The sequence below is a fragment of the Chloroflexota bacterium genome (genome assembly GCA_018829775.1).
Lineage (GTDB): Bacteria > Chloroflexota > Dehalococcoidia > Dehalococcoidales > RBG-16-60-22 > E44-bin89.
Map to the genome: position 1 here is coordinate 1 of JAHJTL010000067.1, position 18,815 is coordinate 18,815.

General features: G+C 50.5%; 23 protein-coding genes and 2 pseudogenes. 17 read left to right on the top strand and 8 right to left on the bottom strand.

Annotated elements, in window-relative coordinates:
* The 6 genes and pseudogenes from KKD83_06425 to KKD83_06450 form a co-directional block, all read left to right on the top strand.
* The coding region (locus KKD83_06425; GenBank protein ID MBU2535783.1) for an integrase core domain-containing protein at positions 1-252 on the top strand (252 nt) is incomplete at its 5' end.
* Positions 253-602: 350 nt separating this feature from the next.
* Positions 603-875 (top strand): hypothetical protein, encoded by a 273-nt coding sequence (locus KKD83_06430; protein ID MBU2535784.1) that lies wholly within the window; start codon positions 603-605, stop codon positions 873-875.
* 9 nt (positions 876-884) lie between these two features.
* Positions 885-1,064 (top strand): annotated as a pseudogene (locus KKD83_06435) (transposase).
* A gap of 384 nt (positions 1,065-1,448) precedes the next feature.
* Complete coding sequence (locus KKD83_06440) at positions 1,449-1,952, top strand: TRAP transporter large permease subunit (GenBank protein MBU2535785.1); 504 nt, start codon at positions 1,449-1,451, stop codon at positions 1,950-1,952.
* Positions 1,953-2,087: 135 nt separating this feature from the next.
* Positions 2,088-2,924, top strand: coding sequence for an alpha/beta hydrolase (locus tag KKD83_06445; GenBank protein ID MBU2535786.1), 837 nt, complete (start codon positions 2,088-2,090; stop codon positions 2,922-2,924).
* A gap of 84 nt (positions 2,925-3,008) precedes the next feature.
* Positions 3,009-3,125: pseudogene (locus KKD83_06450) on the top strand (SDR family oxidoreductase).
* Between the two features lie 95 nt (positions 3,126-3,220).
* Here KKD83_06450 and KKD83_06455 read toward each other — a convergent pair.
* The 4 genes from KKD83_06455 to KKD83_06470 all read right to left on the bottom strand — a co-directional run bounded on the left by KKD83_06455 (position 3,221) and on the right by KKD83_06470 (position 5,684).
* A complete protein-coding gene (locus tag KKD83_06455; protein ID MBU2535787.1) occupies positions 3,221-3,838 on the bottom strand; it encodes a hypothetical protein in 618 nt (205 codons plus the stop codon).
* An 18-nt stretch (positions 3,839-3,856) separates the two neighbouring features.
* Complete coding sequence (locus KKD83_06460) at positions 3,857-4,573, bottom strand: hypothetical protein (GenBank protein MBU2535788.1); 717 nt, start codon at positions 4,571-4,573, stop codon at positions 3,857-3,859.
* Between the two features lie 122 nt (positions 4,574-4,695).
* Positions 4,696-5,277: a hypothetical protein gene (locus KKD83_06465; protein MBU2535789.1), complete on the bottom strand. Its 582-nt coding sequence runs from the start codon at positions 5,275-5,277 to the stop codon at positions 4,696-4,698.
* A gap of 17 nt (positions 5,278-5,294) precedes the next feature.
* Positions 5,295-5,684, bottom strand: coding sequence for a hypothetical protein (locus KKD83_06470; protein MBU2535790.1), 390 nt, complete (start codon positions 5,682-5,684; stop codon positions 5,295-5,297).
* A 91-nt stretch (positions 5,685-5,775) separates the two neighbouring features.
* Here KKD83_06470 and KKD83_06475 point away from each other — a divergent pair, with 91 nt between their 5' ends.
* From KKD83_06475 to KKD83_06495, 5 genes are all read left to right on the top strand, one after another.
* Positions 5,776-5,940 (top strand): hypothetical protein, encoded by a 165-nt coding sequence (locus KKD83_06475; GenBank protein MBU2535791.1) that lies wholly within the window; start codon positions 5,776-5,778, stop codon positions 5,938-5,940.
* An 81-nt stretch (positions 5,941-6,021) separates the two neighbouring features.
* Positions 6,022-8,145: an FAD-dependent oxidoreductase gene (locus KKD83_06480; GenBank protein MBU2535792.1), complete on the top strand. Its 2,124-nt coding sequence runs from the start codon at positions 6,022-6,024 to the stop codon at positions 8,143-8,145.
* An 11-nt stretch (positions 8,146-8,156) separates the two neighbouring features.
* Positions 8,157-8,774 (top strand): hypothetical protein, encoded by a 618-nt coding sequence (locus tag KKD83_06485; protein ID MBU2535793.1) that lies wholly within the window; start codon positions 8,157-8,159, stop codon positions 8,772-8,774.
* A gap of 47 nt (positions 8,775-8,821) precedes the next feature.
* Complete coding sequence (locus KKD83_06490) at positions 8,822-9,814, top strand: hypothetical protein (protein ID MBU2535794.1); 993 nt, start codon at positions 8,822-8,824, stop codon at positions 9,812-9,814.
* Between the two features lie 22 nt (positions 9,815-9,836).
* The gene (locus tag KKD83_06495; protein MBU2535795.1) at positions 9,837-10,850 is read left to right on the top strand and encodes a 4-hydroxythreonine-4-phosphate dehydrogenase PdxA; all 1,014 of its coding nucleotides are present in this window, start codon (positions 9,837-9,839) and stop codon (positions 10,848-10,850) included.
* Between the two features lie 31 nt (positions 10,851-10,881).
* Here KKD83_06495 and KKD83_06500 read toward each other — a convergent pair whose 3' ends face one another.
* The 4 genes from KKD83_06500 to KKD83_06515 all read right to left on the bottom strand — a co-directional run bounded on the left by KKD83_06500 (position 10,882) and on the right by KKD83_06515 (position 12,816).
* Positions 10,882-11,451: a flavin reductase family protein gene (locus KKD83_06500; protein ID MBU2535796.1), complete on the bottom strand. Its 570-nt coding sequence runs from the start codon at positions 11,449-11,451 to the stop codon at positions 10,882-10,884.
* A gap of 121 nt (positions 11,452-11,572) precedes the next feature.
* Positions 11,573-11,887 (bottom strand): VOC family protein, encoded by a 315-nt coding sequence (locus KKD83_06505; protein ID MBU2535797.1) that lies wholly within the window; start codon positions 11,885-11,887, stop codon positions 11,573-11,575.
* Positions 11,888-11,929: 42 nt separating this feature from the next.
* Complete coding sequence (locus KKD83_06510; GenBank protein ID MBU2535798.1) at positions 11,930-12,133, bottom strand: hypothetical protein; 204 nt, start codon at positions 12,131-12,133, stop codon at positions 11,930-11,932.
* A gap of 167 nt (positions 12,134-12,300) precedes the next feature.
* Positions 12,301-12,816: a nitroreductase family protein gene (locus KKD83_06515; GenBank protein ID MBU2535799.1), complete on the bottom strand. Its 516-nt coding sequence runs from the start codon at positions 12,814-12,816 to the stop codon at positions 12,301-12,303.
* Positions 12,817-13,103: 287 nt separating this feature from the next.
* On the opposite strand from KKD83_06515, the gene KKD83_06520 reads away from it, so the two are divergent.
* The 6 genes from KKD83_06520 (at position 13,104) to KKD83_06545 (ending at position 18,780) form a co-directional block, all read left to right on the top strand.
* Positions 13,104-13,880, top strand: a complete 777-nt coding sequence (locus KKD83_06520; protein MBU2535800.1) for a hypothetical protein — start codon at positions 13,104-13,106, stop codon at positions 13,878-13,880.
* A 293-nt stretch (positions 13,881-14,173) separates the two neighbouring features.
* Positions 14,174-14,677: a TRAP transporter small permease subunit gene (locus tag KKD83_06525; GenBank protein MBU2535801.1), complete on the top strand. Its 504-nt coding sequence runs from the start codon at positions 14,174-14,176 to the stop codon at positions 14,675-14,677.
* Complete coding sequence (locus tag KKD83_06530) at positions 14,674-16,008, top strand: TRAP transporter large permease subunit (GenBank protein ID MBU2535802.1); 1,335 nt, start codon at positions 14,674-14,676, stop codon at positions 16,006-16,008. The genes KKD83_06525 and KKD83_06530 overlap by 4 nt, the downstream gene beginning before the upstream one ends.
* A 104-nt stretch (positions 16,009-16,112) precedes the next feature.
* Positions 16,113-16,844 (top strand): metal-dependent hydrolase, encoded by a 732-nt coding sequence (locus tag KKD83_06535; protein ID MBU2535803.1) that lies wholly within the window; start codon positions 16,113-16,115, stop codon positions 16,842-16,844.
* A gap of 94 nt (positions 16,845-16,938) precedes the next feature.
* Positions 16,939-17,742 (top strand): creatininase family protein, encoded by an 804-nt coding sequence (locus KKD83_06540; GenBank protein MBU2535804.1) that lies wholly within the window; start codon positions 16,939-16,941, stop codon positions 17,740-17,742.
* Between the two features lie 54 nt (positions 17,743-17,796).
* Positions 17,797-18,780 (top strand): amidohydrolase family protein, encoded by a 984-nt coding sequence (locus KKD83_06545; protein MBU2535805.1) that lies wholly within the window; start codon positions 17,797-17,799, stop codon positions 18,778-18,780.
* Positions 18,781-18,815 lie beyond the last annotated feature (35 nt).

Genomic DNA, 18,815 nt, shown 5'->3' on the forward strand with positions numbered 1-18,815 from the left:
CCCGAGTTTACCGCGAAGGCGGTGCGTAAGTGGTTGAATCGAGTCGGAGTGAAGACTCTGTTTATTGAACCCGGTAGCCCGTGGGAGAACGGTTACGTCGAATCATTCAACAGTAAACTGAGGGATGAATTACTGAATGGTGAGATCTTCACAACCCTGACCGAAGCGAAGGTATTGATTGAGCAATGGAGAAGGGGGTACAATCAGGTGAGGCCGCATAGCGCCAAGGGCTACAGGCCTCCGGCACCTTGAAGCTAAAATGCTCGCTGCGCTAACTCTGTAGGTGGTGCCACTTCTGGGGGCAGGTCAGAGCGGGGGTGAGTATTTGGGATCATTTTAATCCGAAGCCAGGTCGCAAAAAACGCTTACAGAACGAAAAAGAGGACAATGTTTGAAGAAGGGTGAGAATTTTAATGGAGAAATATTCAATTTGGGACATTACATCGTCATTTTATCGATTTTTTCTGCAATTCTAATGAAAATTGTACTTAATATTGGTCATTTTAAGTACAATTTTAGTGCAATGTTGAGCCTGTCGTACTACGCGGTAGTACGACAAATACGAACAAACAAGACTAAAATATGCTTTTGGTAGTACTACAATGAGTTTTATTCGAAACGCTGTAGCAATTATCAACCGCCATAAGAATATTATTGTCACTAGAGAGCAAGGGAAAGGCGGAATACTACATACCGATAGAGCGACATTTGTTGCTGTAAGAGAATTTGCTAAAGCTAGAGGGATGTCATTAATACGCATGACGATAATATTGCTCAATCTGGGCATGTATTTATTTTTAGAAGTTGAAAGAGCAAGGATATACTATGAGGCCCAAAAACGCAAGGGTGTAAAAGAAAAAGAGAGCGATGTTTGAAGACAGATAGAGTCCTTCAATGGGAAGCTGAGAGACGAGTTACTCAATCGTGAGATATTTACCACACTGACTGAAGCAAAGATATTGATAGAACAATAGCGGCAGGAGTATAATCATGTTCGACCACATAGTGCTTTACGTTATAGACCACCAGCTCCTGAGACTAGACTTCCGGTAATCCTAACTTAAAGAGTGGTACCCTTTATGGGGGTCATACCGAATTTTTACTACGTGAGTTGACCCACAGTTTTTACAGGTTATTCTACTAACTACTTCTATCATAATCCACCCCCTAAAATTATCTTAGCTCACCAACCAACTAAAATGGAACGCTACCTTTTGTGCACTTCTATTGACTAAGTTCATGTAGAAATAGTACATTAATAACTAATAAAAGAAGCAGAGGTCTTATTATGAAAAATTACGTTAATAAGACTGAGGTCTGTGGTTCGAGACCACAATGGCCCATTTCAAAGCTAAAAAGCAGGGCGCGGTCCAAAATGAACAATGCTAGACCACAGTCCTGTTGGGAAAATACAACTTCGTGCAATCGCCCGTCTAGAGCATAGTCTTGTGCGTGATGTCACCACGGCATGCTTCAGGTCCGTTGGCTTCATCTTCCTCATCGTGGCCATGGCCCTCTCCTTTGTTAGTGTCTTCATAGCCGCTGGCTGCGACAAAGTAATATCATCGGCCATTCTGTCGGTGCCGGGAGGAAAATGGGGTGTCTTTGCCATAGTGATGTTCATCGCCTTCATTATGGGTTTCTTCATTGACTGGATGGGCATCGTCTTCATTTTAGTCCCCATAGTTACACCTATTGCCAAAACACTGGGTTTTGACGAAATCTGGTTCGCCATGATGATCTGCGTTAACCTTCAGATGTCCTTCATGACCCCGCCTTTCGCCTGGGCTATATTCTTCCTGAGGGGTCAAGCCCCACCTGATTTAGGCATAGCTCTGACTGACATCATACGAGGGGTAATCCCGTATGTTATTATGATAATGATCTGCCTCGGGCTCATGGTCGCTTTCCCTCAGATAATCCTCTGGTTACCCAATCAGATGATCAGATAGCACCTGAGACACCGCGAATTTAAAGCGCAAGTCAGCGCTTGGGAGGCGCGACCAGGCTCTTTCAGATAAAGGCAGATATTTGTCCGTGTTGACTGGTTGAAGGGCGATGCCATATATTAGTAGGAGGTCTCTATTATGCCAAAAGCATTTGTCAACGGGGTCAATCTACACTATGAAGTGACGGGAAAGGGTTTCCCACTCATCCTGGGCCACGAGTTCTGCGCCGATCTGGAATCCTGGGACCACCAGGTGAGATTTCTACAAAGGCGCTATCAAGTTATCACCTACAATGCCAGAGGATGGCCGCCGTCCGATGTACCAAGCAGTCCCTCAGATTATTCCTGGGAACACGGCGTCGAAGACCTGCATCAGCTCCTGCGCCATTTAGATATCAAGGAAGCCTATATCGGTGGGCTCTCCCTCGGGGGCTATGTGAGCCTGGCTTTCGGCAGCGCCCACCCGGAAATGGCCAGGGGGTTGATTCTGGCCGCCACCGGAGCCGGCGCCTTCTTCGATAAGGAAACCCGGAAAGAGTGGGAACGTCTGCAAGAAGGCCATGCGCATAAGATAGAAACCGAGGGCATGCATAAGCTAAAGGATGAATACGCTTATGAAGCGAACCGAATCCAGCTCCGCCACAAAGACCCCAAAGGATGGGAGAAGTATTACGAGGCGCTGGGCCGCCATTCCGATATCGGCTCAGCCAATACTATCCGGCGTTTTATCATCCCGAGGCCGACCATCTACGAGCTGGAACCACAATTGAAGAAAATCGATCTGCCTACTCTGATATTGACCGGAGATGAAGACCAGCCATGCGTTGAGCCCGGTATTTTTATGAAACAGAACATGCTTAACTCAGGTCTGGTAGTTTTCCCGAAGTCCGGCCATACCATCAATGTAGAGGAGCCTGAGCTTTTCAACTGGTCACTGCTCGATTTTCTGACCTCAGTCGATGCGGAAAGCTGGTGATGTGAAGATGAATATGTTCGACCTATCGAATAAAGTAGCCATCGTTACCGGCGGGAACCGGGGTATCGGCCTCGCCATCGCCAGGGACGAGCTGGTGCCCCGCAGGACTGCGTCAGCGCCGCCTTGTTCCTCGCGTCGGATGCCTCGGATTTTGTTACGGGACATGTGCTCTTCGCTGACGGTGGCACCACCATCTGCTAATCAAAAACAAGCGACCAAGGTTTTGCTAACCTCAGTCGCTTATTTCACAACCTGCCGTCCTTTAGCGGACGGCAGTCTCTATTCCCGATATTCTTTTATTTCTTGGCCATGGCGGCAAGAAGCTTGGCTGCCCGAGCCGGATTGAATATACCGCAGGCGCATTGTGGCGCCAGCACCCTGGCTGCCTCCTCAGGGGTCTTCCTCCCCGTTTTTACCTCATCAGCCATAGCATGGACCAGGTCGGTTGCAATCATAGCGTGACCGCACATGGTGGTAACTTCAAGGATATCCTGGCTGGGCAGTTTCTCCGTCTTCCCCCATGTCTCCAGCGAGAAGTTAGCGGTATGATGCTGTAGCCCGGCCTGCTCAAAGCACTCGTCAACCTTCTCAAATATACCGCTTACCACCACGGAAAGCCCCAAGTCCGCTTCCTTAAGCTCCTTCAGGACCCCGGCGACCGCGTCTTGATTGTCAAATACCGCGTGGGCCAGCTTACTGGGATTGGCGATAACCTCCTCCCATTTGCTGGGGTCCATGCCACCTTTATCAACATGGCCAATGTTCACCGGCTTGTACTTCAGGACTATATTAAGGAAATCCTTCAATTTAGCTTCGTGACCGTTACTGTTTATCCCCATGGCGGGTATAATTAAAACGACGAAGTCTTCACTCAAACTCTCGGCGGTTCCTCGGCGGTGCAAGGTGTGCGTCATTATCTCCTCCTTAAATCTTTAAACCTTCGCTTTGGGCCTGCCCAGTCCGGCATTCTGCTTTCCATTGATACGATAGGAAATGCCCGCCTTATCCATCAGCTTGCGCAGCGGATAGGAGCCGTCAGGGTCAGCCCGGTTGATGCACTCAACCGTCATTACCGTATCGATTTCTTTGGATACCTCTCCAAGGGCGCTAATAATCTCTTCAAACTTCTCTATGGGCAGCAAGCATTCAATGATAGCGGAGAGCACCTTTTCATTGAGCACCTCTTCATTGAGCTTACCCGTCTTCACGTCCTCCATGAGAATGGTAACCGGGTTCTTGGGTTCGAACTCAACGCCATGCCTGGCGAGCACCTGGGCCACCTTATCCACATCGCGGAAACGTGTGCCGATGCCCGGCCGCCCGAATTCACAGCCCAGGCCGATCCATCCCCTTTGAAATCTGCCGGTGACCTCGTTGGTCTTCATCTCCTCCGTCCCACGTCCGGCAACCCCTGTCGCCTTATGCTCTATCCTCGGGTTGGAGAAGGTGGCGCGCAACGAGCGAGGCCAGGGTGCTTCTTCGTATATAATGCAGTCCACGGGACAAACACCTGAGTTCCTGCAGACACCACAGTCCACGCATTCGTCCTGGTCAATGACGGCCACATCGCCTTTCATGCTGATGGCCCTCAGCGGACAGTAGGGTATACACACTTCGCACGCGATACAGATATCCCCGTCAATCCTCATTTACGTCTCTCTCCTTTCCGTTTTAAGAGTACCTATTCGAATATAATACATTGGGATAGAATTATCAAATCCCGCAGATGGCTGGTGAATCCACATGTTCAGGCGGCGGAGCGAGGTTAAGCTCAAAAGGTCAGCTTGCCGTCCTTCATTACGACAGCTCCGTCCAGCTCCAGTGTGGCCTTGGACATGACCAAATCCAGGTGCGCGGCAGCCCTTATTGTCCCTCCGGGGAAATACTCATTCGTCCCAATGCCGATATGAATGTTGCCGAGCGTGCCTTCATTCATAAGCGGCCTCCCGTCGGGAATGCACTTGGGGTTCATGCCAATGCCCAGTTCCGCGATGTTATACACGTTGGGGTCTTTGGTCGCCTCCAGGATTTCTTTGAGTGCCTCCGCTTCCCGGCCACCTTTTATCTCGGTAGCAAATCCCTTATGTACCGTCACCTCAATAGGCTCGCTCACCAGGACGAACCCGTACTCGGGAGGCAAAATATCGAGAGCCACGTCGGCGACGAATTTGCCCTCGGCTGTGCCCTCAACAGGCCCGCAGTTCACCTCGATATTCGGCGGGCTGGAGAGCATGCCCTTTTCCGCGAAACCGTGGAATGCCTGCGCCTTTCTCCCCTCAACGCCCAGGGTGAGGTCAGTCCCCTTCGGAGTGGTCACCCTGGCAACCTTCGCCCTGGTCACCAGTTCAGCCATCTTTTCCAGTTTGGGTCTCAGAGCGTGGAAATCGGCGTCAAAAGCTCATGAGCCAGAAATTCCTCATTGAGCTGAGGAATCATGGCGACTTTAATCCCTTTCTTCAGGGCTTCGACACGCAGCGAGGAGTGAGCGATGTTGGTTGACATTACCGCAATCAGCGCATCCACACGCAGACCCATTTCGGAAACGGGGTCCGGAGGGGGTGTCTCTACCGGCAGGGGGGGAACGATGGTGAGAATCGGCACGGCGCCTATACTGTAAACCTGTGACGCGAGCAACTGGCCCACGCTGGCCGTTTTGAAATCGCATAGAACGAGAACCTCGTCCCCTTTCTCAATCCGCGCCAAGTCTACTATCTTCTGGGCATGTTTGGGCAGAATCATCTTCTTCATCATATCATCCATGGAAATTAAAGACCTCCCTGGGGAATACTCTAACTATCCTAAGAAAGCCGTGGAGTTTTGTCAAACCGTACGAGGGCGATTATTTACCTCAATGGATAAAGTGATACAGGAAATAAAGTCGCTGCCGACCGCCAAGGATATAAGCGAAGCACTTCTTCCCATAGCGGGAGTTAGCTTGACATTGCTGAAGGATGCCATTTATAATCCCTGTAAATCCAGCTATGTCATCTGCCTGCACCACTGCTCCGAAAAATGACCGACAGAGGTTCACTATGTGCATCAACACTATCAGTGCGTGCTCATCTGCAGGTATTAATAGAGATAAGGGGAATAAGAAATGGCAATGAGAGTTGAACCCGAAGTCTGTGTTGCATGCGAAGCGTGTATACCCTACTGCCCGATGGAGGCAATCAGCATCCAGGAGAACCATGCCGTCATCGACCAAGATGAATGCGTGGACTGCTGCTTATGTCAGCATGCGCAAAGTTGCCCCGGCCTCTTTAAAACCCCGTGCAGCCAATCCTGTCCAGCAGGTATTGATGTGCCGCGCTATATCCAGTTCATCGCTGACGGGAAACCCGATGAGGCACTGGCAGTCATCCGGGAAAAAATACCCTTCCCTGCCATTTGCGGATTCGTCTGTTTTCACCCCTGTGAAGCGCGGTGTGCTCGAGGGCGGTTTGATGATTCGATTGCTATCAGGATGCTGAAGAGGTTCGCCTGGGAGCATGGCAACGGCATGTGGAAGGGAAAGAGCAAGGCCGCCCCAACCTCTGGAAAGCGAGTCGCCGTCATCGGTTCGGGGCCGGCCGGGTTGACTGCTGCCTATTATCTGGCCAAGCGCGGGCATTCAGTAACGGTATACGAGGCCTTACCCGAGCCAGGTGGGATGATGCTGTGGGGCATACCTGAATATCGGCTGCCCAGGGACGCCATCAGGTCGGAGATAAAAGAGATAGAAGATACCGGTGTGGAGATAAAGACAAATAGCCGGGTTGACTCGATAGACAGGCTATTTGAGGAGGGCTATAACGCTGTCTTCGTCGCCATCGGGGCACACCAGGGTACCCGGATGGGTATTGAGGGGGAGGACAATCCCCAGGTGATGGAGGCCATCGACTTTCTGAGAAAGGTCAAGTGTGGTGATGCGATAGCGGTGGGGAATAGCGTTGCCGTTATCGGTGGTGGCAATTCCGCTATCGATGCGGCGCGAACTGCGCTTCGCCTCGGGGCAAAGGAAGTAACTGTCTTCTACCGCCGTTCGGAGACAGAGATGCCGGCCACCGATGAGGAAGTCCAGGAAGCGCTTACTGAGGGAGTAAAATTTCACTATTTAGCGGCACCCTCAAGGATATCCAGCCGGGGTGGGAAGGCGGAGCTGGAGTTTGTCCGCACCGAATTGGGGGCCCCTGATGACAGCGGCCGGCCGAGACCGATGCCAATCAAGGGCAGTGAGTTCTCCATGAGTTTTGATACCGTCATTGCCGCTGTCGGCCAGCTTCCGGAGATCCCCCGACAGTTCGATTTAGCTATTGGCCCGAGCAGCGTCATCGAGGTCGACCCCAAGACCCTCGCCACCTCCAAAGCAGGGGTCTTCGCCGGAGGCGATGCGGTAACCGGGCCGGCTTCAATCATCAGAGCAATTGCGGCCGGAAGGAAGGCGGCCATCTCTATGGACCGGTACCTGGGAGGTAACGGGTATATTCACGAGGTACTGGCACCATCGGAGGCAGGAGGCGCCCCGCGCGACGAAAGTGAAGAGAAGCGGCGGCCAACTACGCCTACCCTTCGAGTCGAGCAGCGGCTCGGTGGATTCAGTCAGGTAGAGCTTGGCTACAGTAAGGAGATGGCCATCGAGGAAGCACAGCGATGCCTGCGATGCGACCTGAAAGAGCGAGAATGCCTTATCTTTGAACCGTCAGACTGGCCGCGCTCCTTACGCAACCATTTCTCCGAACCGGGAGTCCCGCATAAATCGACCGGCATTGCCGGACGCGGTACGGAAGAGATGAAAACCAACGACGTTACCGGAAGGTTTAAGCGGGGATGGGTCGGTTTAGGTATCGATGTCGGCCGCCCGGGTATCGGTGCCCGCATGCGAGACGTCGATACGTTGACCCGGGCGCTGGCGAAACTGAAAGTACAGTTCGAAGACAACAATCCGATTACCAAGATGATGGTGGATACAAGCACGGGGAAATTGAGAGAGGACATATTGAATGAAAAAGTGATGTCCTGCGTCGTTGAGGCGGTATTTCCTATAGAAAGACTGGAAGAGGTGCTCAGCAGCCTGAGGGAAGCAACCAGGAAAATAAACACCGTGGTGAGTGTTTGCAATATCAACCGGGCTGAACCGGATGGCTCTTACCCGCTGAGAAAGAAACTGGATGAGCTGGGCATCCCCTACTATATCAATGGAAAACAGAATGCCGGGCTGGGAAGGCCCCTGGCTGATGTATAAGGAGGATAAGGATGACACATACGCTACATCGCCGAGGAACCGCGGAGAGTCTGAGCAAAGACTTCGTTGTGATGACATTGCGGGCAATGGGGTTCAACAATGAAGGCTACCTTCCCAAGTGCCAGGAGTTTTTGCGCATCGCCCTGCGCCACAACCCGGTAAATATGGCCAGCGAAATGAAGGGGAATAGATTTGAGTTCCCCGCTGATGACATCATCGCTGAAGCGAATGGGGACTCCTTCGCCGTATTTGATAATCCCGCGGACTTGACAGAGTTCCTCAAGGAGGTTAAGGAAGCAGACCTGGGATTATCGGTGATAGTGAGCGGTATCTTTGAAAAAGTAGATGAGTGCTTCGAGAAAGCCGGATTGAAGCACCATACGGCCAACTTTTCGCTGGGGATATGGGGGAAGCAAGACTTGCTGCCCGACAACGATATCCTGGAAGTCACCACCATGTGCGGTCACGGCATGATACCTGCCAACCTGGTCAAGGTTTTGGTCAACGAAATTAGAGAGGGGAGAAGGACTCCCGAAGCGGCCGCAAAGGTCCTCGCGCCCAACTGCAGCTGCGGCGTCTTCAATCCGGTCCGTGCCGCCGAGTTGCTAGAAGCAGTGGCAAGTAAGTAGATAAACACCCAATAAGTAGACTGTTTTACAGGAGGCTATAACTATTTATGGAAGAGATGTTTCAGGAAGTGATGATGCAGAAACGAACCAGTACCATCATCGACCTCGCGCAGGTGGAGAAAGGGGAAAATGTCCTCATACTGTGTGACTTTCACACCGCCAACCTGGGCAAATTATTGACCGCACAGGTATTTCAGAGGAACGCCGTTCCCCTTTTTACCATAATACCCCCGCTCAAAGCCCACGGCGACCCCGTGCCGGAGCCCGTTTACAAAATGGCCATGGAGGCAGATGTCATCATAGCCCCGATGACCGTGAGCATCGGCCATACTCCGCTACGCCATGAAGCATTGAAGCGGGGCAAGAAGCTGATGGTGCTTGGAGAGGTTGATGAAGCCTATCTGGCCAAAGGTGCCTTTGACGCCGATTTTCATGCGCTGAGGCCGCAGATTGAGAAGCTGGCCGAGCTGGTCACCAAGGCGAAGACCGCCCGGGTAACCAATGCCAAAGGTACGGATATCACCTTGAGCATCGACGGGAGAAAAGGACAACCGTTTACCGGATTCACCGGAAATGGCATGCTCGCTTCTCCGCCCTGCCTCGAGGTCAACTGCGCCCCGGTTGAGGGGACATCGGAGGGCAAAATCGTCGCTGATGTCAGCATTGAGGACCTGCCTTCCGACCTGGGCTTCGTGCTGCTCAAAGAGCCGGTGGAATGCACCGTGAGCAGCGGGCTGGTGAAGGACATCAAGGGCGGCTGGGAAGCGGAGCAGCTCAAGCCATACCTTGAGAGCTTACAGGACCCCAACATCTACAGTATTGCGGAACTGGGCATCGGCATGAACCCGAGCGCCAAGGCCGACGGCACCAATCTCATGGATGAGGGCTCCCAGGACAACCTTCACATTGCCATAGGCACCAACGAATATTTCCCCGGAGGGACGGTGAAGGCCAAGGGTCACTACGACCTGGTCATGTCCTTCTGTACGCTGGAGCTTGATGGAGTGGTGGTGGTTAAAGACGGAAAACCGGTTATCTAAGCTTCAAGGGGAACGCTGACTTATGAAAAATGAAGATAAACCCATCATTGCCGTTGTCTGCGGTGACATCGTCGGCATCGGCCCGGAAATCGTGGCCAAGGTCATCATCGAGGGCCCGCCGGATAGCTGCCGTTTGTTGATTGCCGAGGACGCCGAGGTGCTGCGTGCCGCATTTGATGTTTTGGGCGCACGCTTTGACCTGCCGGTATTTGACAACATTGAGGAAGCGGTGAAAAGCGATGCTCCGGTGACGGTCCTTGACCTTGCCCAGGGGAACAAAGACCTGCTGTTTCTGGGGCATCCCGATACGGAAACCGGAGAGCTGCAGGCAAAAGCTCTGGTGAAAGCGTCCCTGCTCGCTGTGGACGGGTGGGTGGATGGCGTAGCCTACGGCCCCATAACCAAGGAGACACTCCATATCGGCGATAAACACTACGTTGAAGAGGAAGATGTTCTTCGGGAGGTGCTCAAATCCCCAGATTTGAAGGGTATTGGCAAACTGGAAGGGGTCTACCGTTATACCATGATTGAGCATGTACCCATGAGAGAACTGGCCGACCTTGTTACCAAAGAGCGCATTTTAAAGTCGATTCATGCCTTAAACGAGGCTTTGCTCTCCTATGGACTGGAGTCCCCGCATATTGCCGTGTCCGCATTAAACCCTCATGCTGGAGATGGCGGCTTAATCGGGCACGAGGAGGCAGATGAAATCGCACCTGCCATAGAGCAAGCGAAGGCAGAGGGCATCGACGCCTCGGGGCCGGTCCCCGGCGATACCGTTTACGTGCGTGCCCTTCAGGGTGAGTTCGACGGCGTGGTCAGCATGTACCATGACCAGGCGCTTGCCGCCATGAAGGCCGCCGGGTTCGGCAAGATAGTTATCATTCTCGCTCACTGTCCAATCGTCATTACCACACCCAGCCACGGTTCGGCCTTCAACATAGCGGGGAAGGGCATCGCCGACCATAAGAATATGCTCAATGCCATAGAGGTGGCTGCGGGTCTCGCTCAGCGCAGGAAGCAGGCTGAAAAATAAAGGCCTGTTCTGCTAAAGCAACCCGTTGCATTTACTTGAGCTCTTTTCCTATACTGAATGCTCGGGCCATCTCCTCCCCTAGTTGGTAATACGTTGTGCTCGGCACCATTGAATAAATAAATGGCTGAATGCTATTGATAGTCGGCTTCCCGTTCACCAGAACGCTCTCTGAAACGTGTGTTTCTTCAATGCTTCCGATAAAAAGCGTGTGACTGCCCAAATTAATAATCTGGATAACTCTGCATCCCAGATTAACCGGGCACTGCTCTATGAGAGGAGCATCACGCAATTTGCCGTAAAATACTTTGAACTTGCAGCGAGCCGCTTTATCGACTTTGGCGCCGGTGGTGATACCGCAAAAATCGGCCTCCTTAACCTGCTCCATGGAGGGGATATTAACCGAAAAGGTCATGTGCTGTCTGATACCCCCGTGCGTGTAACGATGACGGCGAATGGCTACCGAGACCATGGGAGGTTCCGCGCAGACCTCGCCGCATGAAGCAACAGTCATGAAATTCGGCCTGTCGTTGATGGTGGTACCGACAAGAACAACCGGCATAAGGTAATTAAACCTCTGAGGTCCTGTTTGCACTTTGCCCATGATTCCTCCTTATATACCCCGATTGAAAAGATACTACCGCCTCTCCGAATGAAGAGGCAAGCCTGCAATCTATCGCATTCTCTTAACGATTTAATACTTCAGACCATTATTGGCCAGAGCTTTAGTGCGCTACCTCAACGAGCTCTATCAAGACATCATTTGGGGCCCTGATGAAGGCCGTTTTCACCCCGGGACGAGGTTGTGTGGGCTTCACAACGAACTCCACGCCTTTGGACTGCAAAGCTTGGAAGGCCTCTTCCATATCGTTGACCATGAAGCCGAGGTGATGTAATCCAAGCCGGAGGCCATCCCAGGCACCGTCCGCGCCGGTACCATTCGAAATTCGAACTGGGACCCCACCAAGGTCAATGTCAACTATTTTCCGACCACCGCTCCCCCTTCCAATTGATTGCACATTCGTAAATGATTGATTCATCCCACACAAATAAACCGCTTAGGTTCGTATCAGAATGCGTATCTAGTGGCTATGTTCTTCATGTGGGCTATTGACCATCTTGAAAATTTCAATCAACTTGTTGACCATCTCCCAATCTCTATCACGGGTTGCTTTTTCAAATTGTTCTATGAACCAACAAGTGGGGTCTTTTGTGAACGCTTCAAAGTCTTCCCGTATCATTGGCCACGATTCAAGTATGGTATATTTTTTCGAAACACTGCTCATCGCTCTCTCCTCCTGTAGAATTCAAATGATCCTACTACGTTATCCTATCCTCTCTCTATTTTTGAATAACATCGCGCTTCCTCGAATATATTGTTCGCTTAAACGAGGATATTTGTTTGGTTAGTTCGATTATTACTGAATACGTTTTGCGTCTTAATTCCCAGGTTTTATTGTTTGAAAGTTTCATAACAGATGATTTCCTCAAGCGCTTTACGCACTTTCATTTCCTTTTCTCGCCTTGGGAAACCTAAAGGAAGAAGAGTAACGACTCGATATTTCTCTGGAATTCCGAGGATTTCTCTTACTCTTTGCTGAGAAAAAGCACCAATCCAGCAAGTTCCCAGTCCTTCATCTACCGCTGCGAGGGTCATATGGTCTACTGCTATGGCCAAATCAACAGCATGGCTTGGAACACCACAGGGCATAATATGTTCGACATTTGTAGCCACGGCAACAATAATTATGGGCGCCTCACCAACGAAAGCCTGGCCGTTTGCTGCCTGTGCTAATTCCTGACGTCGTTTGCGCTCTTTTACTACAATAAATTTCCAGGGTTGCCGATTGCTGGCTGAGGGAGCTAAACGAGCTGCCTCAAGTATTCTCGTTAACTTCTCTTCAGGTATCTGTTTATCTTCATAGTCTCTGACACTTTGTCTTTTCCTAATAGCTTCTTTTAATTCCATATGTGCTCCTCCTGTTGAGTTATGCGCCTGCGTTTTTCTTTGACCAAGTTCTCCCTTCCTGACTCGCCCTCAATATATCACAAAAGAGAAGAATGACTCTAGAAGGTGCCATTTGCCGCGTTAAATCTTGGCTAACTACGCTCGGGTCCAAACCAGTGATATATGCCCATCGTTTCAGTGCAGCCTGGGATTCGGTTTGTGCGGGATATTGACAATCAGCATTTAGGGTCATAATATTACGACACCAGTTGATTTAATAATATCGGTGATTTAGGAGGGCAGTTAGAATGAGAAAAATAACCATACTATCAATGTTGCTGGTTATCGCACTTTTTAGTATACCTTCATGTTCTCCAGAAGTGTCGCAGCAAGAGTATGATAGAGTGAGCAATGAGCTAAGTGCAATCCAGGGCCAACTTGCGTCACTGCAGAGCAAATTGGCTGAAGCTGAGTCACTGCAAGGTGAGTATGAAGAGTTGAATAAGCAATATGCTCCTATGAAGAGCGAACTTGAGACAATGCAGTCCGAGTATGAAGAATTGAGTAACCAGTATGAAGAGTTGAATAAACAATACGCTCCTATGAAGAGTGAACTTGAGACAATACAGTCCGAGTACGAGGAATTGAGTAACCAGTATGAAGAGTTGAATAAGCAATATGAAGAGTTAAATGAACAGTATGCGGTCGTAACAGAGGAACCAGCGGAAATTAATGAAGAAGATGTAGAGCAGGCACTATTCGAATTGATAAACCAGGAAAGAGGAGATAACGGAATAGATGAACTAATGTGGGGTAAGTACCGTTACAAGGACGCAATAACACATAGCCGCTATATGGCAACAACCAAGAAGCTTGAATACCCTGAATATGGCTGGCAAGAAATCTTTTGGGCTACAGGATATAGCACGGCAGATGAAATAGCTAACGCCGCATTGACAGTTTGGAAAAACCGTCGACTATATGAAATAACTTTTCTTAACAAGGTCACTTACTATGGTGCAGTAGCAGTGTATAAATCGGGAGAAATTTTCTATATTACCTATCTTGCCGATTATTTTCAATAACGGAGAGTTTGGTACTTGAGCTCGTTCTAAACTAACGAACAACTCGATTTGCATCGCTGTATCTATCGATGGTATCATAATCGACGGGTTGCTTTCTGGTCTGAAAGACAGAGCGTTTTTCCGACGGTTCCTCGCTCCTGAACAGGCGGATGCCTGTGATTCGAGACCACAATGGCCCGCTATTTTTATGCGCTGTACCGTGTGGTCGTATTTCGTGCAGACCGCCTTTCCACCGGCACCGGCGGTTTGAGCCATTAGTAACGGCGCAACGTTATCATGCAGATAAGCACTCAATGAGAAAGATACTGCGTATTATTGACTCAGTTAATGAATGGGCAGGAGCCATATCGAGCTGGCTTCTGCTGATACTAATAGTCGTAATCCTGTGGGAAGTCATAGCCAGATACGTATTCAATGCACCAACAACCTGGGGCTTCAATTCTTTCCGCATGATTAGTGGCGCCCTTATTGTGTTCGGTTGGGCCTATGCACAACGATATAATTCGCACATCAGGGTGGACATTCTCTACACTCGCTTCTCCCCCCGAAAGAAGGCCTTAATCGATGTCGCCGGCACCGGGTTACTCTTTTTACCCCTGTTTGGAACTTTTATAGTACTGGCCTGGCACTCAGTTCTTCGTGCTTACATGTTTTATATGACGCATTACCAGGGCAGTATCCCCACCAGTCTGCTCTACCTAACAATAATCTTTATCGGATTGTGTCTCTTCTTCCTTCAGTTCCTCGCCCGATTTGTTCGCGACTTCCATATTCTTTTCAAAGGTGAAACGCAGTGATTGAAATATCCCCCGAGATTCTGACGGTAGTATTTCTCCTGGCGATATTTCTTGGCGTGCTCACCGGCTATCATGTCGCTCTGGTACTTATCGGCGTTGGAACTGTAATGGGTTACTTTACCGTGGGTCCAAATGTTGTCCATTTACTGTACATGCGCGCCAGCTCTATGATATTGAATTACAATATGATAGCCATACCTCTCTTTACCTTCATGGGCGTCATGCTTTCCCGCTCAGACATAGCCGATAGGCTATATGGTGCTTTACACCTGTTGATGGGGCGCCTGAGGGGAGGACTGGCACTAAGCACAGTAATACTGGGCACCATTGTTGCTGCTGGTCTGGGCGTGGTTCAGGCTTCAGTGAGCATGTTGACCACCGTCTCACTTGGCCCCATGGTAAGAAGAGGTTACAGCAAGGAACTGGCCTGCGGCGCAATCTGTGCCGGCGGGACTCTGGGTATCCTTATTCCCCCCAGCATCATGCTGGTAGTCCTGGGGATGACGGCCGCAGTATCCATCGGCAGGTTATTTTTTGGCGCCTTTATCCCTGGCTTTATCCTCTCCGGTTTATATCTGGCCTACATTGTCGTCCGCTCCTGGCTTCAGCCACAAATAGCACCCGAGGCTCCCATGGAAGAAAGACAAATCTCCTTCGCCAGGAAAATGACTCTGCTTTTCGTCTCGATAATACCACCTGTAGCCATTATGGTATCAGTGCTGGGGACGATATTCTTCGGTGTGGCTACTGTCTACGAAGCAGCCGGGGTCGGGGCGGCAGCGTCGATTCTCATTACTGTTGCCTACCGCAAGTTCAGCTGGAATTTGCTGAAACACGCCATGCGCGAGACATTAAGGGTGACCGGCTTTGTCATGCTCATCACCGCCTGTGCCAATGCAGCGGTGGGCGTGTTTGTATACTTCGGTGGTAAAGAAGTCATCGAGAACATGGTTCTGGCATTGCCTCTTGGACCATGGGGCGCTTTTGCGGCCATAATGCTGGTGACCTTCATTCTGGGCATGTTTATGGACTGGATATCGATTATCCTCATCATTGTTTCGATACTGATACCCATCGCACCGATGCTGGGATTCGACCCGGTATGGTTTGCCCTGATGATATGCGTAAATCTGCAGATGTCATTTATGACTCCTCCTCTTGCCCAGTCCATATTCGTCTGCCAAGGCAGTGCCGACCCAGAACTGGGAGTGACCAACATTGATATAATCCGGGGAGTAATTCCCTTTATTTTCCTGGTAATGGTGGGGCTGGGTTTGTTCGTCTTATTCCCTCAGTTAATGCTGTGGCTCCCCAGTAAAATGATTGGATAGTTTCTCAGACCTCACATTTCCCCTATTTTTAATCGACATCACCACCTGAAATATAGTTAAATAAACTAATATACTCGATAATTATTGATTAAAGGAGCACAAATATGTCAACGACACTCAAATATTACGGTATTTCATTCTTTGAAATAGAGGCGCAGGGGCGCAAAATACTGGTAGACCCCTGCATAACGGCAAATCGCCTTTGTCCGCTCAAAGTTAAAGACATTGGCCAGGCAGACATCATATTGGTCACCCATGGCGCTAAAGACCATATGGGTGACGCAATCGATTTACAGAAGGCGACCAACGCTACCCTTGTGTGCGACCCTGCGGTAAAAGTGCACGCAATAAGAAATGGCGTTGAAAAAGACAAGGTAACCAGCATGCTCTGGGGTGACTTAATACATATTGACGAAGTCAGTATCCAGGCTGTTGAATGCCGGCACATATCTTTCCTTGCTTCTGGAGATACACACCTATCGGGATTGCCGCTCAGTTTTATTATCTATCCAGAGGAAGGCACCAGGATTTACAACGTTGGAGACTCGGCGCTTTTCAGCGATATGAAATTAATCGGAGAACTATATCAACCCAATATCGCTCTCGTTCCGGTGGGCGGCTCTCCTGAGCTAACCGGAGGGTGGGCCCATCTGCCGCCACGCGAAGCATCCTTATGTGTCCAATGGGTAAGGCCAGAGATTGTTATCCCCACACATTTTGACCCTGATTCCGATGAAGGCGAGCAGTTTGCCGGCAGGGTGAGAGAGCTTGTACCGGGTACCAGGGTCGAGCTCTTGAAGCCAGGGGAATCCTTCGTATTCAAGGGCAATAAGTAAAATCGTTTTCAAAACTGACCGCGTTACATATTTTGACATCGAGCCTGCATAGCGTTAACATACACCATTACTATTAGCGGGGAGGTAGGTCTTTATGGTCAATAAGTTCCTTTACGGTGAGATGACGTGGCCGGAGGTTCGTGACGTTGCCAAAGAAAATAGAGTGGCCCTTGTACCCGTCGCCACCATTGAGGACCACGGCCCCCATTTACCGGTAGACACGGATGTCCGTCTTTGCTGGGAGGTATGCAAGAGAACCGGAGAGCTTGTACCCGATGACGTCGTCATAGTACCTCCGGTTGTGCATGGATATAGCCCTCATCATATGGACTTTCCCGGCTCGCTCAGTATCAATCCCGAAACCTTTATCAACTATGTGCTGGATATATGTAAATCTCTGGTTCACCACGGCTTCAGGCGAATCCTGATTGCCAACGGGCACGGGAGCAACGCCCACCTGCTCGACAGCGTAGCGCGCCGAATAGTGATTGAAACGGATGGGCAGGTACTCTGCTGTGCCCGGTTCTATTTCTCCTCAACCAGATACGCTGAAGTCAGCAGCCAAATCCTCGAGGAAGCTCCAAACACCGGAGGCCACGCTGATGAATTCGAAACGTCTATTTATCTGGCACTGAGGCCAGACCTGGTTGACATGAGCAAAGCGGTCAAAGAACTGCGGTCGCCTTCCCTGAGTATAGAGACAGGGGCTTCCAGCGCCATGCCCGACCTGTGGCCCTACTGGAGTACTCACACCCGGTCGGGCATAATGGGCGACGCCACTCTGGCCAGTAAGGAAAAAGGTGAAAAACTCCTAGAGGCAGCGGCTTCCGGGCTGGCCAATATTGTGAAGGAGCTCAGGAAAAGAGAGATTCCCCAAAGAGTTGACCACCATATTTGACCAACCGCCCAATGTGCCTATTATATCTAATGTACCACAATAAGAGGAGGAGCCATGGAAGATTTTGATATCATCGACGTGCACGTCCACCTTTGCCGAACAAAAGAAGAGGAGGGAGATTACTTTCCCCTGCCCGGTCGCAGAGAGCGCGATAAATGGGCGACGCCGGAAAGAGCCATCGAGTATATGGACCGGAATAACATCTTAAAGACGGCCTTCATGATTCTGGTGCCTCGACAGTACCGTGGTCCATTGTACGAAAAAGCCAAACTCCGGGAGCTTCCCGAAGGGCAGCGAAAAAAAGAGAAAGAAAGAATCAGCCAGCAAATCGGGCCACTGATGCGAGAAATGAACGAGTGGGGCTGTGGTGTAGGCCGCCGACTCCCAAGGTTGCTTCCTTTTATAGGCATGTCAGACGACCTGGGTAGCCCTGAGGCCATGGTTGAAGAGGTGGCCTTGAGGGCCAGCCAGGGAGCAAAGGGAGTAAAAATGCACCCGGGGCAGTTTTCCTATTACGCAAATGATGAGGGTTTCTGGCCTATGTACGAGAAATGCCAGGAATTAGGGCTGCCCATCTTATCTGACTCCGGTCCCTGGCCACATTCACACCTTGTATTTATGTACCCCAATCCGCTGGGCTATAAATTATATGAAGACCTGAAAGACTATGCAGAGCCCAATAACTGGGCTAAGGTTCTCGAAGACTTCCCGAAACTGACCGTAATCCTCGCCCACCTTGGTTCGGCCTGGTGGGATGAGAGGGTGGAGCTGGCGCAAAAGTATCCCAACGTCTATTTCGACACGTCACAGGGTTTTTCCGCCCCGGACCAGTTACCGGTGGTTGGCCGCCGCAGCCTGGCTGAAGAAGACGTGGTAAGGGTTTTCCGCAAAATCGGAGTCGAAAGGATAATGTTTGGCACCGACTTGCCGGGAATACCGCTGCAACCCCAGCTGGAACAAATACTGCGGCTTCCCTTCACCGACGAGGAAAAGCGAATGATATTATCGGAGAATGCCAAGCGCATCCTTCATATATAAATTAGCCTGACCGGCTGCCTGCCGTATATCTATAG